The 23882-nt window shown below is 53.1% G+C and carries 24 protein-coding genes, 2 tRNA genes and 1 pseudogene; 8 read left to right on the forward strand and 19 right to left on the reverse strand.

What is annotated here, in order from left to right:
- Positions 1-131 precede the first annotated feature (131 nt).
- The 10 genes from tolB to P1S59_01205 form a co-directional block, all read right to left on the reverse strand.
- Positions 132-1469, reverse strand: coding sequence for a Tol-Pal system beta propeller repeat protein TolB (gene tolB, locus P1S59_01160; protein MDF1524867.1), 1338 nt, complete (start codon positions 1467-1469; stop codon positions 132-134).
- Positions 1466-2293, reverse strand: coding sequence for an energy transducer TonB (locus P1S59_01165; protein MDF1524868.1), 828 nt, complete (start codon positions 2291-2293; stop codon positions 1466-1468). Before P1S59_01165 ends, tolB begins: the two co-directional genes overlap by 4 nt.
- A 2-nt stretch (positions 2294-2295) precedes the next feature.
- Positions 2296-2721 carry an ExbD/TolR family protein gene (locus P1S59_01170; protein ID MDF1524869.1) on the reverse strand — a complete coding sequence of 142 codons (426 nt, stop codon included), beginning with the start codon at positions 2719-2721 and terminating at the stop codon, positions 2296-2298.
- Positions 2721-3485: a protein TolQ gene (gene tolQ, locus P1S59_01175; GenBank protein MDF1524870.1), complete on the reverse strand. Its 765-nt coding sequence runs from the start codon at positions 3483-3485 to the stop codon at positions 2721-2723. The genes P1S59_01170 and tolQ overlap by 1 nt, the downstream gene beginning before the upstream one ends.
- 134 nt (positions 3486-3619) lie before the next feature.
- Positions 3620-4276 (reverse strand): cyclase family protein, encoded by a 657-nt coding sequence (locus P1S59_01180; GenBank protein ID MDF1524871.1) that lies wholly within the window; start codon positions 4274-4276, stop codon positions 3620-3622.
- 126 nt (positions 4277-4402) lie between these two features.
- Positions 4403-5893 carry a DegQ family serine endoprotease gene (locus tag P1S59_01185; GenBank protein ID MDF1524872.1) on the reverse strand — a complete coding sequence of 497 codons (1491 nt, stop codon included), beginning with the start codon at positions 5891-5893 and terminating at the stop codon, positions 4403-4405.
- A gap of 184 nt (positions 5894-6077) precedes the next feature.
- Positions 6078-6920 carry a zinc metalloprotease HtpX gene (htpX, locus tag P1S59_01190; protein ID MDF1524873.1) on the reverse strand — a complete coding sequence of 281 codons (843 nt, stop codon included), beginning with the start codon at positions 6918-6920 and terminating at the stop codon, positions 6078-6080.
- A 169-nt stretch (positions 6921-7089) separates the two neighbouring features.
- Positions 7090-7494: a chaperone modulator CbpM gene (locus P1S59_01195; protein ID MDF1524874.1), complete on the reverse strand. Its 405-nt coding sequence runs from the start codon at positions 7492-7494 to the stop codon at positions 7090-7092.
- Positions 7495-7497: 3 nt separating this feature from the next.
- Entirely contained in the window at positions 7498-8661 is a 1164-nt protein-coding gene (dnaJ, locus tag P1S59_01200) for a molecular chaperone DnaJ (GenBank protein MDF1524875.1), read from the reverse strand.
- An 85-nt stretch (positions 8662-8746) separates the two neighbouring features.
- Entirely contained in the window at positions 8747-9190 is a 444-nt protein-coding gene (locus P1S59_01205) for an Hsp20/alpha crystallin family protein (GenBank protein ID MDF1524876.1), read from the reverse strand.
- 504 nt (positions 9191-9694) lie between these two features.
- Between P1S59_01205 and P1S59_01210 the strand changes: the two genes are divergently transcribed.
- The 6 genes from P1S59_01210 to P1S59_01235 all read left to right on the forward strand — a co-directional run bounded on the left by P1S59_01210 (position 9695) and on the right by P1S59_01235 (position 12955).
- Positions 9695-10084, forward strand: coding sequence for a hypothetical protein (locus tag P1S59_01210; GenBank protein ID MDF1524877.1), 390 nt, complete (start codon positions 9695-9697; stop codon positions 10082-10084).
- A 201-nt stretch (positions 10085-10285) separates the two neighbouring features.
- Positions 10286-10861 (forward strand): DUF2318 domain-containing protein, encoded by a 576-nt coding sequence (locus P1S59_01215; GenBank protein MDF1524878.1) that lies wholly within the window; start codon positions 10286-10288, stop codon positions 10859-10861.
- Between the two features lie 3 nt (positions 10862-10864).
- The gene (locus P1S59_01220; protein MDF1524879.1) at positions 10865-12022 is read left to right on the forward strand and encodes an ABC transporter permease; all 1158 of its coding nucleotides are present in this window, start codon (positions 10865-10867) and stop codon (positions 12020-12022) included.
- A 10-nt stretch (positions 12023-12032) separates the two neighbouring features.
- Positions 12033-12773 carry an ABC transporter ATP-binding protein gene (locus P1S59_01225; GenBank protein MDF1524880.1) on the forward strand — a complete coding sequence of 247 codons (741 nt, stop codon included), beginning with the start codon at positions 12033-12035 and terminating at the stop codon, positions 12771-12773.
- A gap of 25 nt (positions 12774-12798) precedes the next feature.
- Positions 12799-12872, forward strand: a tRNA-Gln gene (locus P1S59_01230).
- An 8-nt stretch (positions 12873-12880) separates the two neighbouring features.
- A tRNA-Glu gene (locus tag P1S59_01235) sits at positions 12881-12955 on the forward strand.
- Between the two features lie 47 nt (positions 12956-13002).
- On the opposite strand, the gene P1S59_01240 is transcribed toward P1S59_01235, so the two are convergent.
- The 3 genes and pseudogenes from P1S59_01240 to P1S59_01250 form a co-directional block, all read right to left on the reverse strand.
- Entirely contained in the window at positions 13003-14298 is a 1296-nt protein-coding gene (locus P1S59_01240) for a HipA domain-containing protein (protein ID MDF1524881.1), read from the reverse strand.
- Positions 14298-14552, reverse strand: a complete 255-nt coding sequence (locus P1S59_01245; protein MDF1524882.1) for a helix-turn-helix transcriptional regulator — start codon at positions 14550-14552, stop codon at positions 14298-14300. Before P1S59_01245 ends, P1S59_01240 begins: the two co-directional genes overlap by 1 nt.
- Positions 14553-14884: 332 nt before the next feature.
- Positions 14885-15064: pseudogene (locus P1S59_01250) on the reverse strand (hypothetical protein).
- 737 nt (positions 15065-15801) lie between these two features.
- Here P1S59_01250 and P1S59_01255 point away from each other — a divergent pair.
- Positions 15802-17073 carry a DEAD/DEAH box helicase gene (locus P1S59_01255; protein ID MDF1524883.1) on the forward strand — a complete coding sequence of 424 codons (1272 nt, stop codon included), beginning with the start codon at positions 15802-15804 and terminating at the stop codon, positions 17071-17073.
- A 165-nt stretch (positions 17074-17238) separates the two neighbouring features.
- On the forward strand, positions 17239-17982 hold the full coding sequence (locus P1S59_01260) for a hypothetical protein (protein MDF1524884.1): 744 nt from the start codon (positions 17239-17241) through the stop codon (positions 17980-17982).
- 146 nt (positions 17983-18128) lie between these two features.
- Here P1S59_01260 and P1S59_01265 read toward each other — a convergent pair whose 3' ends face one another.
- The 6 genes from P1S59_01265 to P1S59_01290 all read right to left on the reverse strand — a co-directional run bounded on the left by P1S59_01265 (position 18129) and on the right by P1S59_01290 (position 23821).
- A complete protein-coding gene (locus P1S59_01265; protein MDF1524885.1) occupies positions 18129-19634 on the reverse strand; it encodes a multiheme c-type cytochrome in 1506 nt (501 codons plus the stop codon).
- A gap of 225 nt (positions 19635-19859) precedes the next feature.
- A complete protein-coding gene (locus tag P1S59_01270) occupies positions 19860-20840 on the reverse strand; it encodes a diguanylate cyclase (protein ID MDF1524886.1) in 981 nt (326 codons plus the stop codon).
- A gap of 3 nt (positions 20841-20843) precedes the next feature.
- Positions 20844-21683, reverse strand: a complete 840-nt coding sequence (locus tag P1S59_01275; protein ID MDF1524887.1) for a hypothetical protein — start codon at positions 21681-21683, stop codon at positions 20844-20846.
- A 49-nt stretch (positions 21684-21732) separates the two neighbouring features.
- Entirely contained in the window at positions 21733-22557 is an 825-nt protein-coding gene (locus tag P1S59_01280) for a carboxypeptidase-like regulatory domain-containing protein (protein ID MDF1524888.1), read from the reverse strand.
- 56 nt (positions 22558-22613) lie between these two features.
- The gene (locus P1S59_01285) at positions 22614-23057 is read right to left on the reverse strand and encodes a hypothetical protein (protein ID MDF1524889.1); all 444 of its coding nucleotides are present in this window, start codon (positions 23055-23057) and stop codon (positions 22614-22616) included.
- A 365-nt stretch (positions 23058-23422) separates the two neighbouring features.
- Positions 23423-23821, reverse strand: coding sequence for a hypothetical protein (locus P1S59_01290; GenBank protein MDF1524890.1), 399 nt, complete (start codon positions 23819-23821; stop codon positions 23423-23425).
- Positions 23822-23882 lie beyond the last annotated feature (61 nt).

Raw genomic sequence — 23882 nt, forward strand, 5'->3', positions numbered from 1 at the left:
AGGATATTTCAAATTTATACAGCATTATTACGTTCATTGTAAAGGGAGCAGTTGTCAGTTTTTGATTATTGGTCTTTAATTCTTAATGCTCATTTCCCTGGTCTGGGCCTGCTGAAGGCTCAATTCTCCCTTCACTTATTGGACCAGGCCGGCTGATTTTTGTCCCCTGTCCCAGACGTGATGCGCCATTCCCTGCGTCCGTCCTTATCGACTATATATATCTGATAGGTTCCGGTTCTGTTGGAGGAAAAGCAGACATAACGTCCATCGGAACTCCACGAAGGATCCTCGTTGTTGCCCGCCTCACCTACCAGTTGCCTTGATTCATAGGTCTCCGGGTTGATTATGGCAATACCGAACTCCCCCCCAATCCTGTTGGTATAGGCAATGAAATCCCCGGCAGGCGACCAGGCGGGTGATGTGTTGTAGCTGCCCTCGAGAGTAACCCTGCTCACCCCGGAGCCATCAACGTTCATTATAAAGATCTGGGGTGTGCCGTACCGGTCTGATACGAAGGCTATCCTTTTCCCATCCGGCGACCAGGTCGGTGAGGCTTCAACGCTCTTGAGCCATGTGATCCGGGAGAGGTTTTTACCCTGATCATCTGTAATGTAAATATCGGAATTCCCATCCACGTTCTTCATGAACGCCAACTGTCGACCATCGGGAGAAAATTCGGCACCAACATCAACACCCATGCCGCCCGTGAGTTTGTCTTCACCACCCCGAAGCCTGAGAGAGTAAAGGTTTGGTTCTCCATGCTTATAGGAAGTATAGATCAACCCGTTGCCGTCGGGCCACCACTCCGGCGAAAGGTTGATAGCTCCGTTCCTCGTAAGCCTCTTGACCTGGGCTCCATCATAGTCCATGGAGTAAATCTCTTTGCTTTTACCGTTAGCCTGAACAAAAATCATTCGTGTCAGGAATAGCCCCTCCTCACCGGTAACCTGTCTCATTATTTCGTTGGAGAACATATGGGTCATGTTTCGGAGCTGAGCGGGACTCCCCTTCCACCTCTTGGCTGTGACCTCTTTTCTCTGAAAGACATCGAAAAGGTGAAACTCCAGCTCAACATCTCCGTCCGGACGGAGTAAATAACCGACCTTGACGAGTGCTTCAGCGTTAATGAGTTCCCAATCATCGAAAAGGAAGGTATCGGCGGTAATGCCAGCCGTTCCCAGATCTTCCATGTAGAGCACCGGGTCGAGGACCCTGAAAACCCCGGAGAAATCAAGATCCCCGGCTATAACTTCACGCACCTCTCTTGCAATGAGGGGAATAGGCTCTGACCCCTCCATGGGGACGGGAGATTGCACGGCAACGGGGAGACGACGGGCTTCCGGTGCGTTGATATCAAGATATATTTTTGCCTGAACATACCCCGGCAAAAATATATGTAAAAGTACAGGGAAGAGTAATACCAGGAACATTAACCTGGGAAAAAGCCTTTTCATGAGCTGTGTCATCATCTATCAAGTCCTTGCGGAATGAAGTTAATCCCCACCTCCAGCGGCTTGTCGCTCAGTTCCTCCGGCAGGGGCGGCAGGGGGCTGGCCTTTCTGATAGCACGCAGAGCTGACTGGTCGTAGTAATCGTTGCCAGACCTTTTCTCGATCCAGGACTGTTCTATCACCCCGTTCGGCGCGATCCTTATCCCGACTACCGTAAGCAGGCTGGCCTCGGAAGTTTCACCTTGGGGGACCCATGAGGACCTGATCTGGGCCCATATGCGATTATAGTAAGCCCTGAACTTTATGTTTGAAGGTATGTCGTTCCCTCCTGTGGGAGCGTTTGCCACAGGCGGGCCAACGGCACCTGTTTCATCAGGTTGGGTTCGATCTTCCGTGGTGATATCTTTCTCACTCGAAAACGACTCATAGAGACGCCTGGTCTCCATTTCCAGCTCCTCGATCTTTTTGCGCCGCGCAAGACGGGCTGTTTCGTCGCCGCCTGATGTCTTCATCTCTTCCATGGTTTCCAAAGGCGGAGGAGGGGCAGCAGACTTGGCAGCCTTGTCCTGAACTTCCGGTTCGAGCTGCTCCTTGACCTGTTTGGGGACCGGTTTCACTGCCGGGGCCGGCTTTGCGGCGGGTGCCGGTTTCGGCGAGGGCAGGGAAACCAGATCCACGGAGTAGGAGGGCGCATAGGTCGTACCTGACATACGAAAAAAAGTCATGCTTCCGGCAGCTACCAGAATGACGACATGGATTCCAATGGAAACGAAGAAGGAACGCTTGAAGGCTCTTTCCCTGAAGTGATGATCTTGACCTGATGGGAGTGTGAATGTGGACAATTTTACGGCCGCCCTGCCTGACCAAGATCCGGTTCTGTGACCAGACCGATCCTTTCCACACCTGCACCCTTCAGAACCGACATGACAGCCACAATGGTTCCGTAAGGGATCCGGGAGTCCCCCCTCAGGTAAACAGGTCGGCCTCCGAGCTCCGACAGGACTACGGGGGCCCTTCTGCGAAACTCGGAAAGGGTGAAGCTATGGCGCTCAAGGTGGATTCCCCCACTCCTGTCAATACTGATGGTTACAGCACGCTCACCCTGGTTCAGTGGAGCCATACCCGCAGTGGGGAGTTGTACATCGACACCTGATTTAAGCATGGGCGCAGTCACCATGAAAACGATCAGCAGCACCAGCATCACATCCACGAGGGGCGTGACGTTGATATCAGACATTATCCGCCTGTTAAAACCGCCCGGAAGTGCCATCAGTCATTTCTCCTGAAGTGGCGATCAATAATGTTCAGAAATTCTGCTGTAAAGGTCCTCATGTCGTTATCAAGAATCCGTATTTTCTGAATGAAGAAGTTATAACCCACGACAGCCGGGATCGCTGCGGCAAGGCCCGCAGCTGTGGCCACCAGAGCTTCGGAAATACCTGGAGCTACAGAGATCAGGCTGGCGCTACCGGCCAGGCCGATACTACGGAATGCGTTCATGATGCCCCAAACCGTGCCAAACAACCCTATAAAGGGCGCAGTACTACCCGTGGTGGCAAGAAAGGGCAGGGCCTTTTCCAGACGTGTGAGCTCCGTCTCGGCAGCTTTGGACAGGGCCCGGCTTATGTTTTCGAAGCCGGCAACCTCCTTGATAAGCCCCGCGGGCTCCACCGGGAAGTTCTGGGGCTGCTGCTGCCTGGAGCGGGAAACTCTTACCAGCTCGATATAGCCGGCCCTGAAAATGGACGCTACCGGAGAGAAGGTCATGTTCTCGGTGCCCTCATGGATAAGGCTGAGCCGCTGCTGATTCAGGAAAAGGTTGTGGAATCGGTGATTCTCACGCTCTGCCTGCCTGAACATCCTCCATTTATAGAAAATAATGGCCCAGGTCATTACCGACATGAACAGAAGGGTGATCAGGACCAACTGTACGACAAATCCTGCCCGGGCTATCATGGAGAACACCCCTAGCTCCACTTCGCTGCCTATTTGTCCGGTCGCGATCCGGGCAATGATCATATCTAAAAAAGTCAATTGAACCTCCTGTGCCTATGTACCAGGCTGAAACCTATTCTATTCCCTTTGAGTCCTATTTTCGCACGATAATGGACTAAAAAAAAGTAACAGGGAATAGGGTGTTAGGGGATATTTCTTTTTTCCCCTGTCTCTTAGCACTTATCTCCTATCCCTTGTATTTCCTCCAGCACCACCCGTGCCGGGGCGCCGTCACATCCGCCTATCTTCAGCGGCAGGGCCATCATGTTGTATGACCCGGCGGGTACTTCCCTGAGATCCACACCCTCAATAATGACTATTCCCTCACCAAGGAGAGCCTGGTGAACGGCCTCTCCGCTGCCGTAGGCGGCAATGGAAAGATAATCGATACCTACAAGTCGTACGCCTGAATCTATGATGTGCTTTGCACCTTCAGCGGTAATAAATGAATAGTTTGTTTTGAACTGTTTCAGCCCCTGAAGTTTTCCGTTATCCGTTTTGAGCAAAAGTCGCTGGGTATCCGAAGGGATACCGGCAGCCATAAGTTCATCAGCACCTATCTCCCGGACTCCCGGAAGGTGCACAACAGTTGCCAGGCCGATGAGGATGTCAAGGGGCACCGAATCGATACCGCTCCCCTCCTGGATAAAGTGTACAGGTGCATCGACGTGAGTCCCCGTATGAGCACTCATGTTTAGCCGGGACAGGTTGAGCCGTTCACCGTTCTCCATGGAACGAACTTTTTCGACTCTCACCGGACCGTCACTGGGCCACGAGATCATCCCGTTGCCAATTGTCATGGAAATATCGTAGAACCGTTTTTTCGCCAAAACAAACCTCCCTGATACTCCGCACAGGATACAGAATAAGAGGCCAGCTGTCAGTAGTCAGCACGTAAAGCGCGGGCCGAAGCCCGCGCAATTTTGAGATCTGAGATCTGAGATTTGAGATTGCACTTACCGTTTCACAGCCATGAAAATTGTTCTTCCACCCCTGTTCACCAGGATCGCGACAGGGTCTTTGTCCTTCGCCTTCTCCAGGACATGAGAAAGCACCTCCAACCCTTTTATAACTTTGCGATCCACCTCCAGGATGACGTCCCCTCTTCTCAGGCCGGCCTCCGCGGCCGGACTTCCAGGCTCCACCGAGGTAATGAGAACGCCATCAGTGGCGTCAAGACCCAGCTGCTCGGCAAGGTCGGGAGTCAGGTCCTGAGCGGTGAACCCCAGTTCTTCCTTCATCTCCTTGCTCTCCTCAGACAGACCGGAAGCAACTTCCTCATCGGTCATCTCCTCAAGGGCAACTTCGAAGGTTTTTTCCTTGCCTTCTCTCAGAACAACGACTTTCACTTCAGTACCCACCGTAAGGAAAGCAACCATCGTGGGCAGTTCGTGCTGACTAACAACCTTTCGACCATTAAACCGCACGATCACATCCCCTCGCTGAATACCCGCTTTTTCAGCTGGTCCACCCTTGACCACATCGCCCACAAGAGCCCCTTCACGCGACTTAAGCTCAAGGGATTTCTGGATCTCAGGGGTGATCTCCTGAATAAGAACACCCAGCCAGGCCCTGGTCACCGATCCCTTCTCCTCCAACTGAGACACAATGGATTTGGCCAGGTTAATGGGAATAGCGAACCCGATGCCCTGGTTTCCTCCGCTACGTGAATAAATGGCACTGTTGATTCCAACAACATTGCCTGCTGTATCAAAAAGGGGCCCGCCGCTGTTGCCGGGGTTGATGGCCGCATCGGTCTGGATGAAGTCGTCATAGGCGCCTGCACCCAGTTCCCGGCCCTTGGCGCTTATGATGCCGGCCGTAACGGTGTGGCCCAGGCCATAGGGGTTGCCGATGGCAAGAACCCAGTCGCCCACACGAGCTTTATCGGAATCACCCAACCTGCAGGTAGGCAAACCGTTTTTCGGCTCGATCTTGATGAGGGCAAGATCTGTCTTCTCGTCAGTGCCCAGAACCTTGGCTGGATAATCGTCTCCCTCTTCCAGGGTGACGATCACTTCGTCTGTCTCAGCCACAACGTGGTTATTGGTGATAATGTAACCTTCACTGTTGATGATAAAGCCCGAGCCAAGGCTACGCGTTTTAAAGGGCCGTTGCGGCCTGTCCCCGAAAAAACGCTTGAAGAATTCATCACCGAAAAAATCCCGGAAGGGATTTTCCTCCCCGCCGAAGGGCTGCTGGGCTTCTCCCTCCTTGACAACAGTGGCAGTACTGATGTTGACAACTGCCGGTGAAAACTCCTCAGCCAGATCAGCGAAGGAACCTGGCTGGCCGACTGGTGCTTTGCTGGTACCATCCGTCCAGAGAGCCTCTGTTCTGGCCTCTGTGGAAGGTGTCAGGGAAAGGTTTGATGCCACGATGAGCCCGATCACGAGGAAACTGACCGCAACGACTCCGAATGCTACTGGCCGAAACATGTTCTTCATCTTTCCAACCTCCTGCTCTCCCCATAAATTTCTGTAAGTACTACCTCTTACAGAAATTTATCTGAAACAAGCTTCGCTTGTCCCTTAACTGTTGTAAAAGTAAATATACCTGAAGCTGAAGGCCGACCTGGATCTTATGTCAATACTCCGTTACTCCGATACTCCGACACCCCGTTACTTGAAATTACCCGGTCCTTTTCATCTCCCTCAGGCGCTCGACACGCTTTTCCACCGGTGGATGTGTTGAAAAAAGGTTCAACATGCTTCGGCCAGTGAAGGGCCTTACGATAAACATGTGTGATGTCGCCTGGCTGGCAGCCATGGGAACCCTTTTCGAGGCCAATGCGAGTTTCTCCAGCGCTGACGCAAGGCTGTCGGGGTTTCCCGCTATTCTCGCCCCCGTTTGATCTGCCTGATATTCCCTGGACCGCGACACCGCCATCTGTATGATTATAGCGGCGATGGGGGCGAGGATGGCCATTAGCAGGGCGCCCAGGGGATTGTTGTCATTATCCCTGCCTCCTCCGAAGATAAAGGCCCACTTTGCCATGCTGGCCAGCATCATGATAGCCCCGGCCAATGTGGCGGCGATGGAGGAGATAAGGATATCCCGGTGACCGATGTGGGCCAGCTCGTGGCCGATCACACCGGACAGTTCCTCCGGAGTGAGAAGACTGCGGATACCATCGGTCACCGCCACAACGGCATTCTCGGGGTTTCTGCCCGTAGCGAAAGCGTTGGGGGCAGCCTGTGGTATCCGGCAGACCTTCGGCATGGGAAGACCGGCCCTCGTTGCCAGGTTCCTGACGATGGAGTACAGCTCCGGATCGTCCGACTCATTGATCGGCTTCGCACGGTAAAGAGCCAGGACGATCCTGTCGCTGAACCAGTAGGACCCAAAGTTCATCACAATGGCGAACCCGAAAGCGATGATCATCCCTGTGCGGCCCCCGAAAACCTGTCCGAACAGGAGCAGAATCCCCGTCAAGGCCCCCAGAAGGAATGTAGTCTTCAAAACGTTGTTCATGGTTGATCGATCTCCTTTAAAATTAATCTCAAATCTCAGATCTCAGATCTCAAAAGGTTTAGCTGACAGCTGTTAGTCGGCAAACCAGTTCCGCGTTGGTTATTCAGCTCTTTCCCCGTTTCTCCCCCTTCCCCACTCTCCCCCTCAGCCGGGAAGCAGGAAGAACGGTTCAATCATTTCGGCGCTTCCCTGTCTTTCCTCTCCCAATGGAGAGAAATGCCTCCCCCGCTCCCAGGGCCATGGGGTAATCTTCCTCGCCCAGCATCTCCCGAAGGTCCCTGGAGATCTGAAGGCGTATAAACTCAAGGATGTCATCAACCTCTTTGCGCATCTGGATCATTTTACCGCGCATCTCAAGGATGACATCAATTCCGGCAAGGTTTATGTTCAAATCACGCTGGAGCCGAAGGATCATTTCAACCCGGTCCAGCTGGTCGGAAGGCAGCGCTTTCTCATCTCGCAGTGCCGCCAGGGTGATGAGGCCCTCCTCCTCCATGGCCTCAAGTTCGACGGGCTGAATGCCCAGTCTGCGGCAGATCTGAGCGATATCCATTACATCGTTATCGCCACGCATAATTTACCATAATCCTTCCCGCGGGTCCATATCAAGAGCCTCATCCAGTTCTCTGATAAGATCGCCTGCTTTACCTTTGGGGGCCTTGGGTACCCTGATCTTGATCACGGCGTACAGGTGACCGCGTCCCTTGCCCTTGACCTTTGGGAACCCCTTATCCTTAAGCCTGAGTTTCTGTCCTCCCTGAGTTCCGGGCGGTATGGTGAGGGTCGTTGTTGCGCCCCCTGGAAGCGGTATCTGGACTTTGGCGCCCATGGCTGCTTCCCCATAAGAGAGGGGTAGATCAAAGGAGATATCTGCCCCATCCCTTTTAAAAATGCTGTTTGAACCCACCTCTACCATTATGAACAGGTCCCCCGACGATCCGCCCATCGCCCCGGCGTTTCCCTTTCCCGCCACACGTACTTTAGATCCCGTGTCCACGCCGGCCGGAATCTTGACGGTTAACCGTTCTTTTTTCTGAACACCGCCCTGCCCGCTGCACTGTGAGCAAGGCTTGCTGATGATGTTTCCAGCTCCGTTGCATTGAGGGCAAGCGTGGGCAAAATGGAAGGCACCCTGGGCCACCTTCTCCTGGCCGGTGCCGTGGCATCGGGGACAGGCAGCAGTGCCGCTGCCGGGCTCAGCCCCGTTCCCGCCACAACGGTCACACGCTGCGGTATGACCAAACATGACAGGGATCTCGGCTCCCTTGTAGGCATCTTCGAAAGAGATCTGTAATCGATAACTCAGATCCTCTCCCCGAGATGGCCCCCGTCGCCGGCTCCTGCCGCCGAACAGATCTCCAAACAGGTCTTCGTAAGTAAACCCGCCAATGTCGAACCCGCCTGTTCGGAACCCCCCTAGATCAAAATCAGAGACATCGAAACCGGCCCCTTGCCGTCCACCGTGGCCAAACTGATCATATTCGGACTTCTTTTTCTCATCGGAAAGAACCGAATAGGCCTCACTGATCTCCTTGAAGCGGTTCTCCGCCTCCTTATCCCCCGGGTTGACATCTGGATGATGCTTGCGGGCGAGCTTTCTGTAGGCCTTCTTTATGTCGTCGGCAGAGGCGCCTCGAGGGACGCCAAGCTCTTCGTAGTAATCTTTCTTGTTGGCCACTATTGATAGAAGGATGGAGGATGAAGGATGGAGGATGAAGGGTATTAACCTCTCAGGCTCCATCCTGAATAGTTTTCAACAGTTGCCTTCTTCCTCCTTCTTCCTTCCTCCTTTCTCCTTCGGGAAAATTGAAATATTCCCATTTTAATTATTCCGTAATTTCAATTTTCCTTGCCTTCGATTCCTCGACTTTAGGCAGAACGACCTCAAGAACCCCGCCCATGTAGGCGGCGGTGATCATGTCAGTCCGAATGGAAACACCCAGAACAAAGGACCTCCGGAACCGTCCATACGCTCTTTCTATTCGATGACAGTGTTCCCGGGACACGTCCTTTTCAAAGGGCCGTTCACCTTTGAGAGTCAGGACATCATCCTTGACCTCCACTGTGAACTGGTCCCGGCTCATTCCCGGCGCCTCCACGTTGACCAATATGGCATCGGTGGTCTCGTATATATCCACTGCCGGTGTCCAGCCCGCGGCTTCCATCTCCTCATCAGTTCCCTCACTGTGAGCGCTGCTGTCAAATATGCGGTTCATCCGGTCCTGGAGCGCCATCAACTCCCTGAAGGGCGATCTTGTAGTGGCTGCCATAATCATTTCTCCCAAGCCTTTGTTATTTCTGTAATTATTCGAATTCACTCGAAATTTGAATATAAGTTTAACACAGGGAAATTTAACCTGCGAGGGGTGGATGTCAAGACCCTGCTTACCTATGGTCCGCAGAGTAAGGAAAGGGCAAACGACGCTTTTCCCTTTCCGGGGAGCAAAAAGCCGATTACGGACTTTTTGCGACCCTGTCAAGTTTGGAGTTAACTCCAAACTCTAAACCCAAAGTGTCGAACTCGGGGCGCGCAGCGCTGAGAGGGAAGAGCCGATGCATCTGCCTTTTTCTGTCATTCCGGATTCCGGATTCCGGATCCAGCATTGAATAACGCAGGGTGCCCTATCTTTTCATGTAATTCTGAATCCTCAATCCTTAATCCGGAATTTGTTTTATTTTAAAATATTCCCGACAATTTCAGTTGACATTGTAAAATGAAGTGATTATATTTCGCCTTGAAGTATAAAATACAAAAACTGACAAACCGGAAAAATATGATTAGAAAAACCCTCCACATACTTGTCATCGTAATACTGGCCCTGAACCTTATGGGTGCCTGGGCTTTCGCTTCGGCCTTTGACTGCGGCATGGAGTGCTGTAAGCCGGGCGAATGGGCGGGCACAACCTCCTTCGAGGCCCCATCCTGCTGCGGGTTGGATGACGTCACATGTAGTTTCGAGACCGGCCAGTACCAGGAGTTATTCGAAACAGCTATCTGCTGTCACAATACAACCAGTTCTGTTGATAATACTTCTTATGAGCTTCTGACATCAGATGCTCCCAACGTACACACGCACACACGCACGTACGCATATACGTTACTTAAAGAACCACCTCCCCAAAGCACACCGCTCTACCTTTCCAACACATCATTCCTTTGTTGAGAATCCCATAGGGCGCAGGTCTCAGGGCGCAGGGCGCTGTATGTTTAATTTCGTCCAGATCCTGGGACCACGTCTTCCAGCAACACCCGTTAGCCCCACATTACGCAGGTAAATCCAGTGACCTTGCCAATCGCGAGTCGCTAATTATGGTAAGAATTTTGAGATCTGAGATCTGAGATTCGAATTAAAAGGAGAACTACCATGGCTAAAAAAACTAAAAAGAAGAACACAGACAACCCAACGTCCCGTGAGTTTAAGAAAGCCGCTGTTCTCGGAACGGGTAAAAAAAGCAAGGCACCCCTCATTATCACATTGTTTGCAGCGGCCATACTGGCAGGAGGCGCTTTATATTTCCTGGGCCCGGAGAAGGAGGCCGGTCCGGTGGCCGCCACCGCAGCGGCAGTGAAAAATGACGCCACCGAGTTTGTTTACAACGTCAGCGACTACAGCGATGGCAAGGCCAGATACTATTCCTATAAAACGCCCCAGGGCCTTGCCATCCGCTACTTCCTCCTGAAAAGTTCAGACGGTGTCATCCGGGCTGCCTTCGATGCCTGCGACACCTGCTGGGCAGCCGGTAAAGGCTATCGCCAGGAAGGCGACTTCATGGTGTGTAACAACTGCGGACTGAGGTTCTCCTCGGTGAAGATCAACGAAATCAAGGGTGGATGCAATCCGGCCCCCCTGACTCGCGAAACCCGCGGCGACAAGATCATCGTAAAGGTCAAGGACATCATCGACCAGGGTTCCTTTTACTTTGACTTCAACAGGAGCTAATTCATGACACTTAAAGATATCGCTCTTCTTAACCTCAGAAGGAGGAAGGCCAAGGCGGCCTTTCTCCTGGCCGGCCTCCTCATCGGAGTCACAACTGTGGTGGCCCTTATGAGCCTTGTTGAGACGATGAAAGAGGACATCACCAACAAACTCGACAAGTTCGGCGCAAACATCCTCATTGTTCCCAGGACCGAGAACCTGTCTCTCACTTACGGGGGACTGTCCCTGGGGGGCGTATCTTTTGAGATGGAAGAGATCCACCAATCTCAGCTGGAGAAGATCAGCACCATCCGTAACTCCGCAAATGTTGCCGCTGTGGGACCGGTCGCCCTTGGAGTCGTTCAGATAGGCGATAAAAAGGTCCTCCTGTCCGGTGTTGATTTCGAGGCCACCAAAATTCTTAAACCATGGTGGAAGATCCAGGGCAGTGAACCGGTGGGAAACCAGGTGGTTTTTGGTTCAGAAGCCGCCCTGAACCTCGGCCTCGGTGTGGGAGACAGCTTCACCGCCTCGAACCGGGACCTCACCGTCACTGGCATCATCGCGGCAACCGGCTCCCAGGATGATCAGATCATCTTCACCCCCCTGGCCACAGCCCAGAGCATGCTCGGTATGGAAGGACGTGTGTCCATGGCGGAAGTTGCAGCACTATGCAAGGACTGTCCCATCGAGGAAATGGTCAGCCAGATCTCCGAGGTGGTCCCTGGTGGGAAAGTCATGGGTATCCAGTCGGTGGTCAAGGGCCGCATGGAGACACTGGCCCACTTCCAGAGACTCACCCTCAGCGTTTCGGCTGTGGTGGTGCTGGTAGGAAGTCTCGTGGTCCTGGTCACCATGATGGGCAGTGTCCGTGAGAGGACCCGCGAGATCGGCATATTCAGGGCCATCGGCTTTCGCCGCAGCCACATCATCCGTATCGTCCTGCTTGAAGCGGCTATCGTATCTGCACTTGCCGGCCTGCTTGGCTATTTCGGAGGTATTGGCACCACCATCGCCGCCCTGCCTTTCTTTACGGAAAGTGCGGACATTGCCGTGCATTTCGACCCGATCCTCGCCGGAGGAGCCATCATCATGTCTGTGCTGCTCGGCCTTCTGGCCAGCACCTATCCGGCTCTGCTGGCGGCCAAACTCGATCCCAACGACGCCCTGAGAGCGCTATAAGGAGGCCATCATGAGCTATATAAATGCAGAAAACCTTATAAAGCACTACGGAACCGGAGACGCTCTCGTACAGGCCGTACGCGGAATCAGCTTCAAGATCGAAGAGGGCGAGTTCGTAGCCGTCATGGGTGAGTCGGGATCCGGCAAATCGACCCTTCTGGCTATGATGGGAGCCCTCAACACACCCACAGAAGGCCGTTTTCTCGTGGATGACATCGACATTTACACCCTGAGCCGGGACCAAAGGGCGGACTTCAGAAGGGAGTTTCTGGGTTTTGTTTTCCAGAGCTTTAACCTGATCCCTTACCTCACACTGGCCGAGAACGTCATGCTCCCCCTCGTCACGATCAAGGCCAGGAACAGCGCCAAAAGAGCCATGGCCGAAGAAGCCCTCCACCGGGTCGGCCTCGGGGACAAGGTTGACAGGCTGCCCAGCCAGATCTCGGGAGGCGAGCAGGAGCGAGTTGCGGTAGCCAGAGCCATTGTGAACAATCCGCCAATCCTTCTGGCTGATGAGCCCACAGGAAACCTGGATTCGAAAACCAGTGGTGACATCATGGGCCTTCTGAAACAGCTTAATGCCGAAGGAATGACTATCATCATGGTAACTCACAGTGAAGAATCGGCCAGGAGTGCCCGGCGGATCCTGAAAATAGAGGATGGACTTCTCACCGAGGAGGAAAGGCTCATCGGAAAGGCTGCCTCAGTTCGGTCTGGAAATGAGTGCGTGCCCGTTGACAAGTCAGCCTGAATGGTCTAATTTCTCTTGTCCTGCTTGGGGAGTCGTCTAATGGTAGGACAGCGGATTCTGGTTCCGTATGTGAGGGTTCAACTCCTTCCTCCCCAGCCAGTACCATCGGCCCCATCGTCTAACGGTTAGGACGCTAGCCTCTCACGTTGGTAGTCCGGGTTCGAATCCCGGTGGGGTCACCACCTACAAAAAAATACCCCGGCTTTAACGCCGGGGTATTTTTTTGTAGCTAGAATTTCAGGTGCGGGAGTTCCCTGGACATTTCCAGGAACCTTTTTGCATTTTTTTTGATCAGCTCTAGTAATTCTTGAGCAAAATCCATCTCGCTACCACTCTCAATATCATCCATCGGTAAAGCATCTAGATTTCCTGGAACAGCTGTGCACAAATTTTCTAAGCTGGTTGCCACCTGCCGCTGCGGAAGCTTACACTCGATACAAAACTCGGCTAATTGGTATGGGAGAATTTCCTCAATAACAAACTCATCACCTATGGCCATCGCAAGGTCAAAGTCGAATTCATCGCCGTAAACATCGATATTCAGCAAATCATAACTCGGCGCCACATCGATCCCGGATCTACTGACAAAGAACGAGATGTTCTTGCCGTGGGCATCGCTGTTGCCGATCAATAGCTGGAACAGAGTCCAGTTGAGCAGGTCTCTTTTAGCCATAGCCGGAACGCGGCAGTTTTTACTGGATTCAAACAGCCTCGGGAGGCTGGCACCGGTTCTGATTCGCGCCCCTTCACCAGATTTACCGTAAGGGCGTTCGTATTTATAAGTAGGGGGCATATCAAGCATCTGGCATCCATCTATCAGATGCAATCTTTCGACTTTGCCATTTTTCCAAAGCCGATCGAAACGATCTACCATTAAAACCGGTTCACCCAATCGCTTCAAAGAAACCTTCGCAACCGGGAGTTTTACTGATCGAGCTAACTCCATACAGATGAACTCATTGACCATCATGTGCATATCAGGCCGCTTACCGAATTTCAGAATATGAGTTGAAGCCAATTCACCTTCGCCGAACCCCATAACCCCGTCAGGCCTGATCATGACAGGGAGCTTTTCCTGGACACCCGCTACTGACAGGCGTGTCTTACCGTCCCACCTGGCAATGGAAACCTGCTGGCGCTGTGCGATGCGTTCTGTCAACTCCTCAGTGCTGACCTCTCTGAAATCGGTCTCCCTCGGTCCCTGATTAGCGGTTTCATATTGAAAAGTTAGAGCACCTGTCGTCTCGGTACCGATCAAGGCAATCAAACCAAAGATGTTGTTTTTCGAGATCTGATTGTCCACCGACAGTTCTTCGAGCCACTTGCCCTCCGGAAGGAGGTTTGAAAGGAACCGCTTTACTCGTTCAGACTCACACTCACCTATCCGCAGGTGTGGAGATATCGCGTAGCCCTGGCTTTGAATCCATGATGGTACATACTCCAAACCATACCTGTCTTCCTTGCCTTCAAGGGTAAGTGTCCCAAGTAGTTCGCGATTCAAAAATACAGTAAGTGCCTCTGCCATCAACCCTCCCACGATTCCACTATGAGCTTTATACCGAGCATGCGGCATACGGTTAAAATGCTGGAAAGATTAACGTCCCCCTTTGCGGTTTCAATCCTGGTAAGGGTGTCAACTGCTACTCCGCAAAAGGCAGCTGCTTCATGCATACCCATACCTGATTGAGTCCTGCGAGCGCGGACAAACTTCCCCAGAGTTTCAGCATCGAGCGGGCCGACCTGAACAGGGGTTGGTATTGGTTTGATGTTTTTAGCCATTCCAGTCTCCCCCATAAATACTGCTTAAGCAGTATTTATGCCACAAGAAAGCCGTAGTCAAGTTAAATACTGCCAAGCCAGTATTATTTCTGACAGGTACTAGCCCGCATAATTCATGATGTTTATCGTGCCATTCCCATTTATCCATATTTGCCACACAGTTAGCTCACATCTCATCACCATCATGAATAATGCGGGCTAGTAGTTGTGTCCAGTGGTGAAAAGCATCGCTTTTATGGCAACCGCGCCTTGACCCAGCCTGAAGCCTTCCACAATGAAGATAGACGTTCGCAAGTAAAGGCGAGATACTGCCGCCTTGCGGAGTGCCTTCATCCATACGAGAAACCGACAAAGTCCGTCTCGTAAATACAGTTCAGAATGCCAACCACCGCGCGCTGAACGATCCTGTCTTCCAGCACGGGGATGCCTATTGGCCGCTGACGTCCGTCACCCTTGGGTATATGCACCCGTAAGACGGGCTTTGCGCGATGTGAACCGCAGCCCCTTATCATCGGAGGCCGCCTGCCGTATACGTTCCCGCGCGTTTTGCAGGTTAGAGGTTCGGCTGCAGGTACCTGCCCTTGGCTGTGTTTGCGGTTTCTTGCTGTGTGCCCGTTTAGGACCGTCCATACCATCCCCTTACCCGACTTTGTGTCCGGTACCTGTTCGCGAAAACGTATTCCCTTTGGCCAGCCCCCTTCCCTCCACCCACTCCGCGGATCACGGCGCACCGCAACCCTTGTTCGCAAGCTTCACTGGCGCCCTTACGGACGCCAGCGCATGACTCGGGGAACGATGTGGGTCGCTAGCCCTTCATCGTATGAGACTTACACTCACTACCTTTCGCCGGTCTCCTGGCGCACTGGATTCCGGGTCAAGAGCATTCACCCCCACATCTGTCCTCCCCCTCCTTCGACAGGCTCAGGACCCCGAGCAAAGTCGAGGGGCTCGAGGGGGAGGAAGAATAAGGAACAGTGACTATTTGTCGGCCCGGAATGACGGAGATGGAGGTTTCTTCTGCGTTCTGCGTGCTGAATTTTGGATCCCCCATCATTTGAATCCTTCATCAGAGGCTAGTATTGACAGGAGGCTAGCCTTAACCTAAACTCTGACAACACCAAAACCCATTAAAATAAAGGAATACCAACTAGTGACAGAATACGATCAACCAGAAAAAAACACCCCCTCCCCCACTCTCCCTCTCGCCCCATCCTATGGCTTTGAAAGTCTTGATCTCCCTGAAGAGGTTATGGCCGGTATCAGAGATGCCGGCTTTGTTGAGATGACCCCTGTCCAGAGCAGGTCCCTTCCCCTGGCCCTGGAGGGCAAGGATGTCTGCGCTCAGGCCCAGACCGGTACAGGGAAAACAGCCGCATTCCTCATCAGCGTTTTCACCAGCATATTGAGGGCCGACCATTCGCCGAAACGCAAGAACCCCCTGGCACTGGTTCTGGCCCCAACCAGGGAACTGGCCCTGCAGATATACCGTGAAGGTGAACTGCTCGGAAAACACACCGGGCTTCGCCTGGCCGCTATTTACGGCGGGGAGGGGTTTAACAGACAGGAAGAGGCATTGAAAAAAGGCACCGATGTGATTATCGGGACCCCGGGACGTCTCATCGATTTCATGCGCCGCAACATCCTCAACCTGGGACAGATCCAGTTCCTGGTCATCGACGAAGCTGACCGGATGCTCGACCTGGGCTTCTGGGATGAGCTGAAAGCTATTTTCCGCCGCCTGCCACCTTCTGAAAAAAGACAGTCCCTGCTTTTCTCAGCCACCCTTGATCGCAGGACCCGCTCCATAGCCAGAGAGTTCATGAACAGGCCCAAAGATGTGGAGATCCGCCCGGACAAACTGACCGCCGAGGGGATCGACCAGATGGTCTACCATGTGGACAGAGAGATGAAGTTCCCGCTCCTCCTCGGGATCCTGGATAAAGAAGAGGTACCCAAGGGGCTCATATTCACCAACATGAAGATCACCGCCAGTTGGCTCGTCCACAAACTGAAAGAGCACGGTATCACGGATATCGGCCTGCTGACAGGGGACCTCCGGCAGTCAGCTCGGAACCGCGTCCTGGAGCGTTTTAAACTTGGGAAACTGCCCCTGCTCATCGCTTCTGATGTGGCTTCCAGAGGCCTTCACATTGATGATGTCACTCACATAATCAACTACGACGTCCCCCAGGATCCAGAGGACTATGTTCATCGCATCGGCCGTACCGCGCGGGCGGGCAAGAGGGGCAAGGCGTACACCCTGGCCTGCGACCAGTACGTGTACACTCTCCCCGCCATCGAGGAGCTCTTGTCCGACAAGATCCCTTCCCAGATACCTTACGATGAGGATTTCGGTGAGGACAAGACGCCTGAATTCACCATCCGGAAGATGATGGCCCTCGAGAGGGAGGAAAAACGCCGGCGGGCCCCAAAAAGCCAGCCACCCAGACCCCGCCCAAGCTCAAGCCCCAGGGGCAAACGGCAGACCCAGATCTCCAAAAGCGGGAGGCCAAGGCGATAATATCGATCTCAGATCTCAGATCTCAGATCTCAAAAAAGATCTGCTTCACGCCCCCAAGTCATGTCATAGGCGTGAAACGTTATCACTGATCCATATATTCTGGGTTCTGGGTTCAACATCCTGCGCCCTGCTTTTCCATTTTTAAAATTCATGTACAATAGTCCAATGAAATCACTTTCCCTGAAAACCCTTTTCCTGTCCCTGATAACCGTCTACCTCCTGCTGGCGGCTGGATGTGCTGGAACCTACACCCCTGCCCCTCCCCTGTGGGACTCATCCCTTTACAATACGGTCGCCGTCCTGCCGGTGAGGATGACCATCGCCACAGGGAGACCACCCTTCACCTCCGAAGATACGGAACTTTCCGGAACCATGGGCGGCAAAATGCAGGAGGCCCTGTCCATAGTCGTGCGCTATCGGGGCTATGAAGTCCTGTCACCGGATGACCTTAGCGAAAGGTTGATGAAAGAGGACGACCTTGCCGATGCCTTTGTCAGCCTGGCCGCGTCCCAGGGTCTTATGGGACCGGATCGAACCGCCTCACCTGAGGAAGGGATGGAAGGAGCCGCTCTTATCGCTGAAAAACTGGGAGCGGACCTCCTGGTGATCGCTTACGGGCAGGGTGAATACCACAGCGGCGGGGAGAACCTGGTCCAGACCCTTGTCACCGGTTTTCTATCTAAAGGAAAACAGCAGTACAACGCTCCCCCCTCCTTCCTGGAGGCCAATATCCTCTTCGTAGACCCTGCGATGGGACGCCGTATCGCACGCTTCCCAGGGTCAAGAATGGCCTACGAGAGTGAGATCATTCCATTGTCGAAGGCGTTGGACAGGGTGTTGAGGAGAGTACCTGTAAAGCAGAATCCAGAACGCAGAATGCAGAACGCAGAAGAACTGCCGAAACCGTAGGAAGCGGTTCCAGGTTCCGGGTTCCGGGTCACAGATTCCGAGATTATTAAGAATTACCAACCAAATAAAGAGCCGATCCTGGTTTTTACGGGATCGGCTCTTTGTATAAGATCTTATTCTGCGTCCTGCGTTCTGCGTTCTGTTTCCTACTGGTTCCCGGCTCCTGGCTCCAGGCTCCGCCTTTTCATCTCTATTATCTCTTGCATTTCCTCCAGATTCCTCGACATCTCCCACCAGCCGTTCTTAAACGTGGCGTAGTCAGGAGCGCCCGTCATGGCGGAAGAGTATTTAATGGAGTTGGCGTAAAAAAGCCACTGCAGTGACCACCGCTTTTCGATGGCCTCGTCAAAGGGGTTGCTCTCGTCTGCCACTCCGGCATCCCACGCCGACTGCATCACCTGGGTGGCCGTGAGGATCATTCTGTCCACCTCCTCGATGGTCTGGTCCATTTTGGCGAAGTGACCCGTGAACCAATCGGTGCTGTGGCAGCCGCCGCATACCGCAGTCATGCTTGCCTTGCGTGTTTCCTGGGCAGCCTCATCGATAAGGTATTCGGTCGCCGGATCCCCTGCGAAGGTGGTGGGCAAAGGAAGGCCGTCGGCGTTCCGGATTATTGTCACGTCACCTTTGCGCGGCTGGGGATGGCTGTATATAAGGCTGAACAGACGCACCCAGAGCCGGCTTCCAAAATCGTGGGTCCTTTCGGCAAGGACCTCACCGTCCGGGTTCGTTATGAGGCTGTTGTGGCACACCGAACAGGTGGGCGCCGTAAAATCTTCCCCCAGTACCCAGGGCACATTATCAAAATTCCATTCCTGCTTCTTCGAAAGGTAGATGTTTCCGTGTTTGCTTTCCTTGTATACGTTCCAGGCAGGGGTGTCCGGCTCCACATGGCATTGAGCACAGGTGTAGGGTTTACGAGCGATCTCGATAGAGAAGGAGTGGCGTGGGTGGCAGGCCGTGCAGGAACCGAAGCTGCCGTCAGGGTTGATCCGCCCCACTCCTTCATTGGGCCAACCGGCAAGATCCGGAACCTGGATCTCTCCGAGGAGATCTGTGTCGATGGTCTTCATGCCCCTGACCTCGATCCTCGTACCGTGGCACCCGAGGCAGGTCTCGTGAAGAGCGTTGGTGCTGGCGACGGCCGTCTTGAATTCGCCGTCCACCCACGTCTTGTGTCCGAGAATGGAGTCTGCCAGCGTCATGTAAAGAGGGTTGTCAATAAGGTTCCCGTGGGCCATGGCCTTTTTGGACCCGCTGTACTGCTGGACCTCCACAGTGTGGCATGTGGAACAGTCCACGGGTGATACCACCACGTTGATGGTATAGCCATTATGCTCGAAACTGTCGGCGTGACTGCCGGTGTTCTGCCCGTGGCATTCGAAGCAACCCACCGCCACCTTGGAAAGAGCCTCAGGGATCGAATCGGATGATACGCGTCGGGCCAGTTTATCTTTTTTTAGAGCCTGGGCAGGCACTGTCCGGGAGTGGCGGCTACGCTGCCAGTCCTTGACGATCCCGGGGGTGGCGATGATATGGCAGCCTAAACACTCCTCGGTCTGAAGACTGACGGGGGCCAAATTCCCCTCCACCGCGAGGATCGGCACCGGCAACAGAAGGGTTAGAACCAGGATGAGGATCGTATTTCTCATGAAAGATGTCTCCTAAAAGGTGGATTGTTCTTATCTCAGATCTCAAATCTTATAACTCAGATTCAATCCAAGATCCAAGAGAAAATAGCAGTCCATGAATAGAGATTTTACGTTAGCTTTCGCTTTTCTTCCGCGTCCCTCCGCGTACTCTGCGGTAAATTTGGTTTTATCGCTTATAAAGGAACCGAGCCTTTCTACAGGCTTCTGGATTCTGGCTCCTATTTTTTATTCTTCCCACCTGGACACTCCTGGTGTGCCCTCTTCAAGAGCCTGGTTCATGGCCGCTTCGGCCATCTCGATCAACCGCTCAACCGTAGCTCCATCCTCAGGGTAACAGGATAAGCCAACGTAGATCTCTGGTGCGATGCCATCACCACCAAGGGATGAGATGATCTCTCCCGTTACGCGATCCAATACCCGCACCCCTTCCGCACTCCTGAGATCGGGGAGAATAAAGGCCAGCATCATAGAGCTGTACCGGACCAGGGTGTCAAAGTTTCTCAGGTGGCTCTGGAAAGTCCGAATAACGTCCAAAAGGGCCTCGTCCTTGGAGACAGACTCCCTGGATATCACGGACATGATCCCCATTGCAACTGTACCTCCGCCTCGCCTGGCCCTGGAAAGTTCATTTACCATGGTCTCGTGAAATTCGGAGAAAAGTCCCAGACCGGTCAATTTATCCGTACTACCCGATGGATCAGGCTCTTCTTTGGAGGAGGATGAGCTGGCAAGCAGGCTGATCACCCCGGAAACAGCGGCAAACTTTTCAACCTCCCTGGGGGTAAAAGACCTGTTTTCCCTGCGGAGGGCCGCCGTGACCATGAACACCTTACCAACAGAAACTGTTTTAAAAAGCAGGTAGCGAACCCCTTCCCTGTTCAGGAACGGATCATCGGCAAAGGGACCTTTCACGACCAGGGCAGGCACATGGGGGAAATTGGCAGCACGTTCAGCCAATTGGGGTGTTTTCAGCTTCTCTGGCCGTTTGTCTGCGGCTGTACGAAGCCCCGAGCCGCCCAGGATCCTGGCAGCTCCCCTCCCTGGATGGAGCTGCAATATGGCAAAGGCATCTGCCTCAACCGTCTCCCCCAGGATATTAACCAGAGTATTGTAAAGGTCCTCCCTGGATCTACTGTCTTCACATGGAGGCAGCTCCAGGAGGCGATTGATCAGTTTGGGAAGGGATGTCGTCCGGGAAGCAGTCATTGATCAGTGCATGGGCATGGCTCCCCCGGAGGGGTCGCCGTCGTAGGGTCTGAGAACCAGATCGATCCCCTCCAGGAACTGGCCTTGCTCCACCAGAACGGAATGGTCGGAAGATCCCTCATACCGCGCAAAAGGCTCGTCCGGCTGGGGCATCTTCATAGCGTAAAACCGTCCGGCCAGCCAGTACTGCCCTCCCTTGGGGAGGTAGAGGGTATAGTATCCTTCATCGTCTGTAAGGGTAGAAGCAAAATCAGGAGCTCGCTGCATGTCATCATCGGCATAACCCATAACAAAGGTCCCGGGGATATGTTCCCCGTCCTCGTTCAGAAGCTTTCCCCTGACCCCTGTATCCGTTACTTTCATGGCAGCTGTCAGCCCCTGGAAGAACATGGGCTCTTCAAGTTTTACAAGTTCAAAATCGCACGTCTGATACTTACCCTTCTTGATGACAATGGGCTTTCGGGCAGGCTTGTGGTCGTACCAGTCCCCTTTGAACAGGGGGCCATAGTTCAAACCGCTGGCCCTTTTACGTGCCCCGATGTAGTACTTTCCCGGCGGAAGATCCAGCTTGTAGGTCCCGTCCTCTGCCGATCCGTGGCTTACCCAGTCTGTGATCCCGATGATCCCCAACTGGGCAGCCCTTGTCTCCATTTTCCCCACGTAGCCATAAACGTAAGCCTTGTGGACAGGAGCACCGGTACTTTTCATCACGATCCTGCCCTTGATACCCGATTTTTTTGGGGTCATCTCCCTGGCGGAGCCCAGGGCGGGATAACCGCACACAATGACCACAGCAAGGAACAGGATCGGAGCAGTAAACCATGATCCAGACTTTTGAGACATCATTTTCCCCTATATCTACCCAAACCCGTCCCCAGAGCCAGACCGGACCTCAGTAAGGCGTGTACCCTGCCGGGACCTGGGAGGAGAAGGGCTTGAGGATTATCTGGATTCCCTCCACGAAACTGTTTTCGGTCGCCAGCAGTGAGTGGTCATCGGAACCATCATACCGGCCCACAAGCTCACCAGGCTCGGGAGCCCCACGCGCATGGGACCTGGCACCAATATACCATTTTCCACCGGCAGGAAGATAAAGAGTAAAGCTGCCGTCATCGGCGGTTAAGGTGGAAACGAAATCAGGCAGGCGCCTCATATCGCTGGTTCTGTAAGCCGTTGCGAAGGCCCCGGGCACCGCCTCCCCATCTTCATCAAAGACCCTTCCCCGGACACCTGTCCCGGTTTTTCTCTGGCCTTCAGTGAAAACCTGGAAGAACATGGGTTCACTAAGCGTTTCCAGTTCAAAATCCTTTTCAAGGACCCCGCCTTCTGGAATTTTCAATGCCTGCTGTTCAAACCGGTGATCGTAGAGGTCCCCCGACACGATGGGTCCATAGTTCGCACCTGACAGCCTCTTCCTGGCAACAATATAATACTCCCCGGGGGGTAGTTTCAGAAAATAGGAGCCGTCCTCGGCCGAACCTTTGCTGACATGATCGGCGACACCGATAAGGTTCTTGCTGTAATCGGTGTAGGCGTAAATATGAGTTCCCTGTACCGGCTGTCGGGTCCCCTTCAGGACAACCCGGCCGCTGACCCCGGGGCCGTCCGATGCCATTGGGTCTGCCTCCGGCAGGGATCTGGAAAGGGTCTGACATCCCGCACCCATGAAGAGTAAAATCGCCAGCGGGACCAGCAATGCTCTTTTGGTTTTACTCATCGCACTCCCCCATTTCCCTGTAAACAGCGGATGCCATTTATGCACCATGATCAGCCTTACTGGATGAAGGTGGCCTGGATGGTTTTGTCAGCGAGAATAATATTAACGGGGCTTGAAAGATCAAAAAATGGCTCTAAAAACAGATACCCCTGGTAAACAAACCCTTCCTTGTCACCGTCAGTTTGACAATAGAACTTCTTGACCAGGCACAGGACTGGTCTTAGGCTGATACGCCCCTGGGTGAATTCAAAAGGACGGTAGAAAGCATACTTGTCGGCACACTGGATCTGCCACTTGAGGATGTGCCCTTTCTCCTTGATCTTTGCCAGGATCTGGGCTTCAGCATCGGGGTCGTAAGAGAAGATGATCGATACATCCCTGTCCCCGGAAGGCCTTTTAATAATATAGGCAACATCAGCGATCAGTGGTGCGCAGAGGAAAATCAGCAAGAACAGGGAAAGGATGATGAGCCGGGGGAGCCGTTTCGACTGTGAAGTCATTTTCACCTCCATACGGGATGTTGCTCAAACTTGATGACTTCGCAAAAAGTCATCAATGCGCCCCGCGCGGGGCGCCCAAATCAATGACTTACTCCGTAAGTCATTGATTTGTAAGGAAAGGAAAAACGACGCTTTTCCCTTTCCGTGGAGCGAAAAGTCCCGGATTGGACTTTTTGCGACTCTATCAAACTTGAATCTACCGATGAATAGCAACATCCCGTGTGTTTGCCTGTATTATTTCAGGCAAAACAACCTCTTACTGCAAAATATCCTTCGTATTGCATCTCCACAAAGTTCCAAATCGTTTCAAACCCAAGATGTGGTCTACAAGTTGAATAAAAAAAAGCAGGCTCGTTGGTTTTCTTTTATCTGAATAGCGGGAGGTTCAGGATCCATTCGATCTCGAAGAGCTCCCCTACGGTCCCAAGACCCAGAAGAAAAACGTAAAGTACGAGAAGGCCAAGGAGAAAGTTCTCCTTGTTCTGGCCAAGCCAGGAATCTGCTGCCACGGCAGCCTTGGGCTGACGGCCGGGAGTATTCTTCTTTTGACCAGGTTTCTTTCGGGAAGAAGGCAAAGGTGTTGTCAAGATCTGGCTGTCATCAATAGGTGACTCCGGAGGGTGAAGATCTTCAGGTTCTCCAGGTCCCGAGTCTTGTGCTATCTGGATATCTTCGGCTGATTCGGTCGTCAGAAGGCTCTCGTCCTTTTGAAAATCCCCTGCCAGCTGTTTTCGCTTCTTTATCTCTTTTTTTCTTTTCGACATAGTTGTTATCCAGGGCCTGGAAATGAGTTAATTTTTAAATTGCGATTTGCTTTACCCTTTA

The sequence above is a fragment of the bacterium genome, assembly GCA_029210965.1.
Taxonomy (GTDB): Bacteria; BMS3Abin14; BMS3Abin14; order BMS3Abin14; family BMS3Abin14; genus JALHUC01.

Coding starts and splice junctions, on each gene's coding strand:
- tolB (MDF1524867.1), bottom strand. CDS start 1,469: ATGATGACACAGCTCATGAAAAGGCTTTTTCCCAGGTTAATGTTCCTG.
- P1S59_01170 (MDF1524869.1), bottom strand. CDS start 2,721: ATGGCACTTCCGGGCGGTTTTAACAGGCGGATAATGTCTGATATCAAC.
- P1S59_01185 (MDF1524872.1), bottom strand. CDS start 5,893: ATGAAGAACATGTTTCGGCCAGTAGCATTCGGAGTCGTTGCGGTCAGT.
- htpX (MDF1524873.1), bottom strand. CDS start 6,920: ATGAACAACGTTTTGAAGACTACATTCCTTCTGGGGGCCTTGACGGGG.
- P1S59_01195 (MDF1524874.1), bottom strand. CDS start 7,494: ATGCGTGGCGATAACGATGTAATGGATATCGCTCAGATCTGCCGCAGA.
- dnaJ (MDF1524875.1), bottom strand. CDS start 8,661: ATGGAGCCTGAGAGGTTAATACCCTTCATCCTCCATCCTTCATCCTCC.
- P1S59_01205 (MDF1524876.1), bottom strand. CDS start 9,190: ATGGCAGCCACTACAAGATCGCCCTTCAGGGAGTTGATGGCGCTCCAG.
- P1S59_01210 (MDF1524877.1), top strand. CDS start 9,695: ATGATTAGAAAAACCCTCCACATACTTGTCATCGTAATACTGGCCCTG.
- P1S59_01215 (MDF1524878.1), top strand. CDS start 10,286: ATGGCTAAAAAAACTAAAAAGAAGAACACAGACAACCCAACGTCCCGT.
- P1S59_01220 (MDF1524879.1), top strand. CDS start 10,865: ATGACACTTAAAGATATCGCTCTTCTTAACCTCAGAAGGAGGAAGGCC.
- P1S59_01225 (MDF1524880.1), top strand. CDS start 12,033: ATGAGCTATATAAATGCAGAAAACCTTATAAAGCACTACGGAACCGGA.
- P1S59_01240 (MDF1524881.1), bottom strand. CDS start 14,298: ATGGCAGAGGCACTTACTGTATTTTTGAATCGCGAACTACTTGGGACA.
- P1S59_01245 (MDF1524882.1), bottom strand. CDS start 14,552: ATGGCTAAAAACATCAAACCAATACCAACCCCTGTTCAGGTCGGCCCG.
- P1S59_01255 (MDF1524883.1), top strand. CDS start 15,802: ATGGCCGGTATCAGAGATGCCGGCTTTGTTGAGATGACCCCTGTCCAG.
- P1S59_01260 (MDF1524884.1), top strand. CDS start 17,239: ATGAAATCACTTTCCCTGAAAACCCTTTTCCTGTCCCTGATAACCGTC.
- P1S59_01265 (MDF1524885.1), bottom strand. CDS start 19,634: ATGAGAAATACGATCCTCATCCTGGTTCTAACCCTTCTGTTGCCGGTG.
- P1S59_01270 (MDF1524886.1), bottom strand. CDS start 20,840: ATGACTGCTTCCCGGACGACATCCCTTCCCAAACTGATCAATCGCCTC.
- P1S59_01275 (MDF1524887.1), bottom strand. CDS start 21,683: ATGTCTCAAAAGTCTGGATCATGGTTTACTGCTCCGATCCTGTTCCTT.
- P1S59_01280 (MDF1524888.1), bottom strand. CDS start 22,557: ATGAGTAAAACCAAAAGAGCATTGCTGGTCCCGCTGGCGATTTTACTC.
- P1S59_01285 (MDF1524889.1), bottom strand. CDS start 23,057: ATGACTTCACAGTCGAAACGGCTCCCCCGGCTCATCATCCTTTCCCTG.
- P1S59_01290 (MDF1524890.1), bottom strand. CDS start 23,821: ATGTCGAAAAGAAAAAAAGAGATAAAGAAGCGAAAACAGCTGGCAGGG.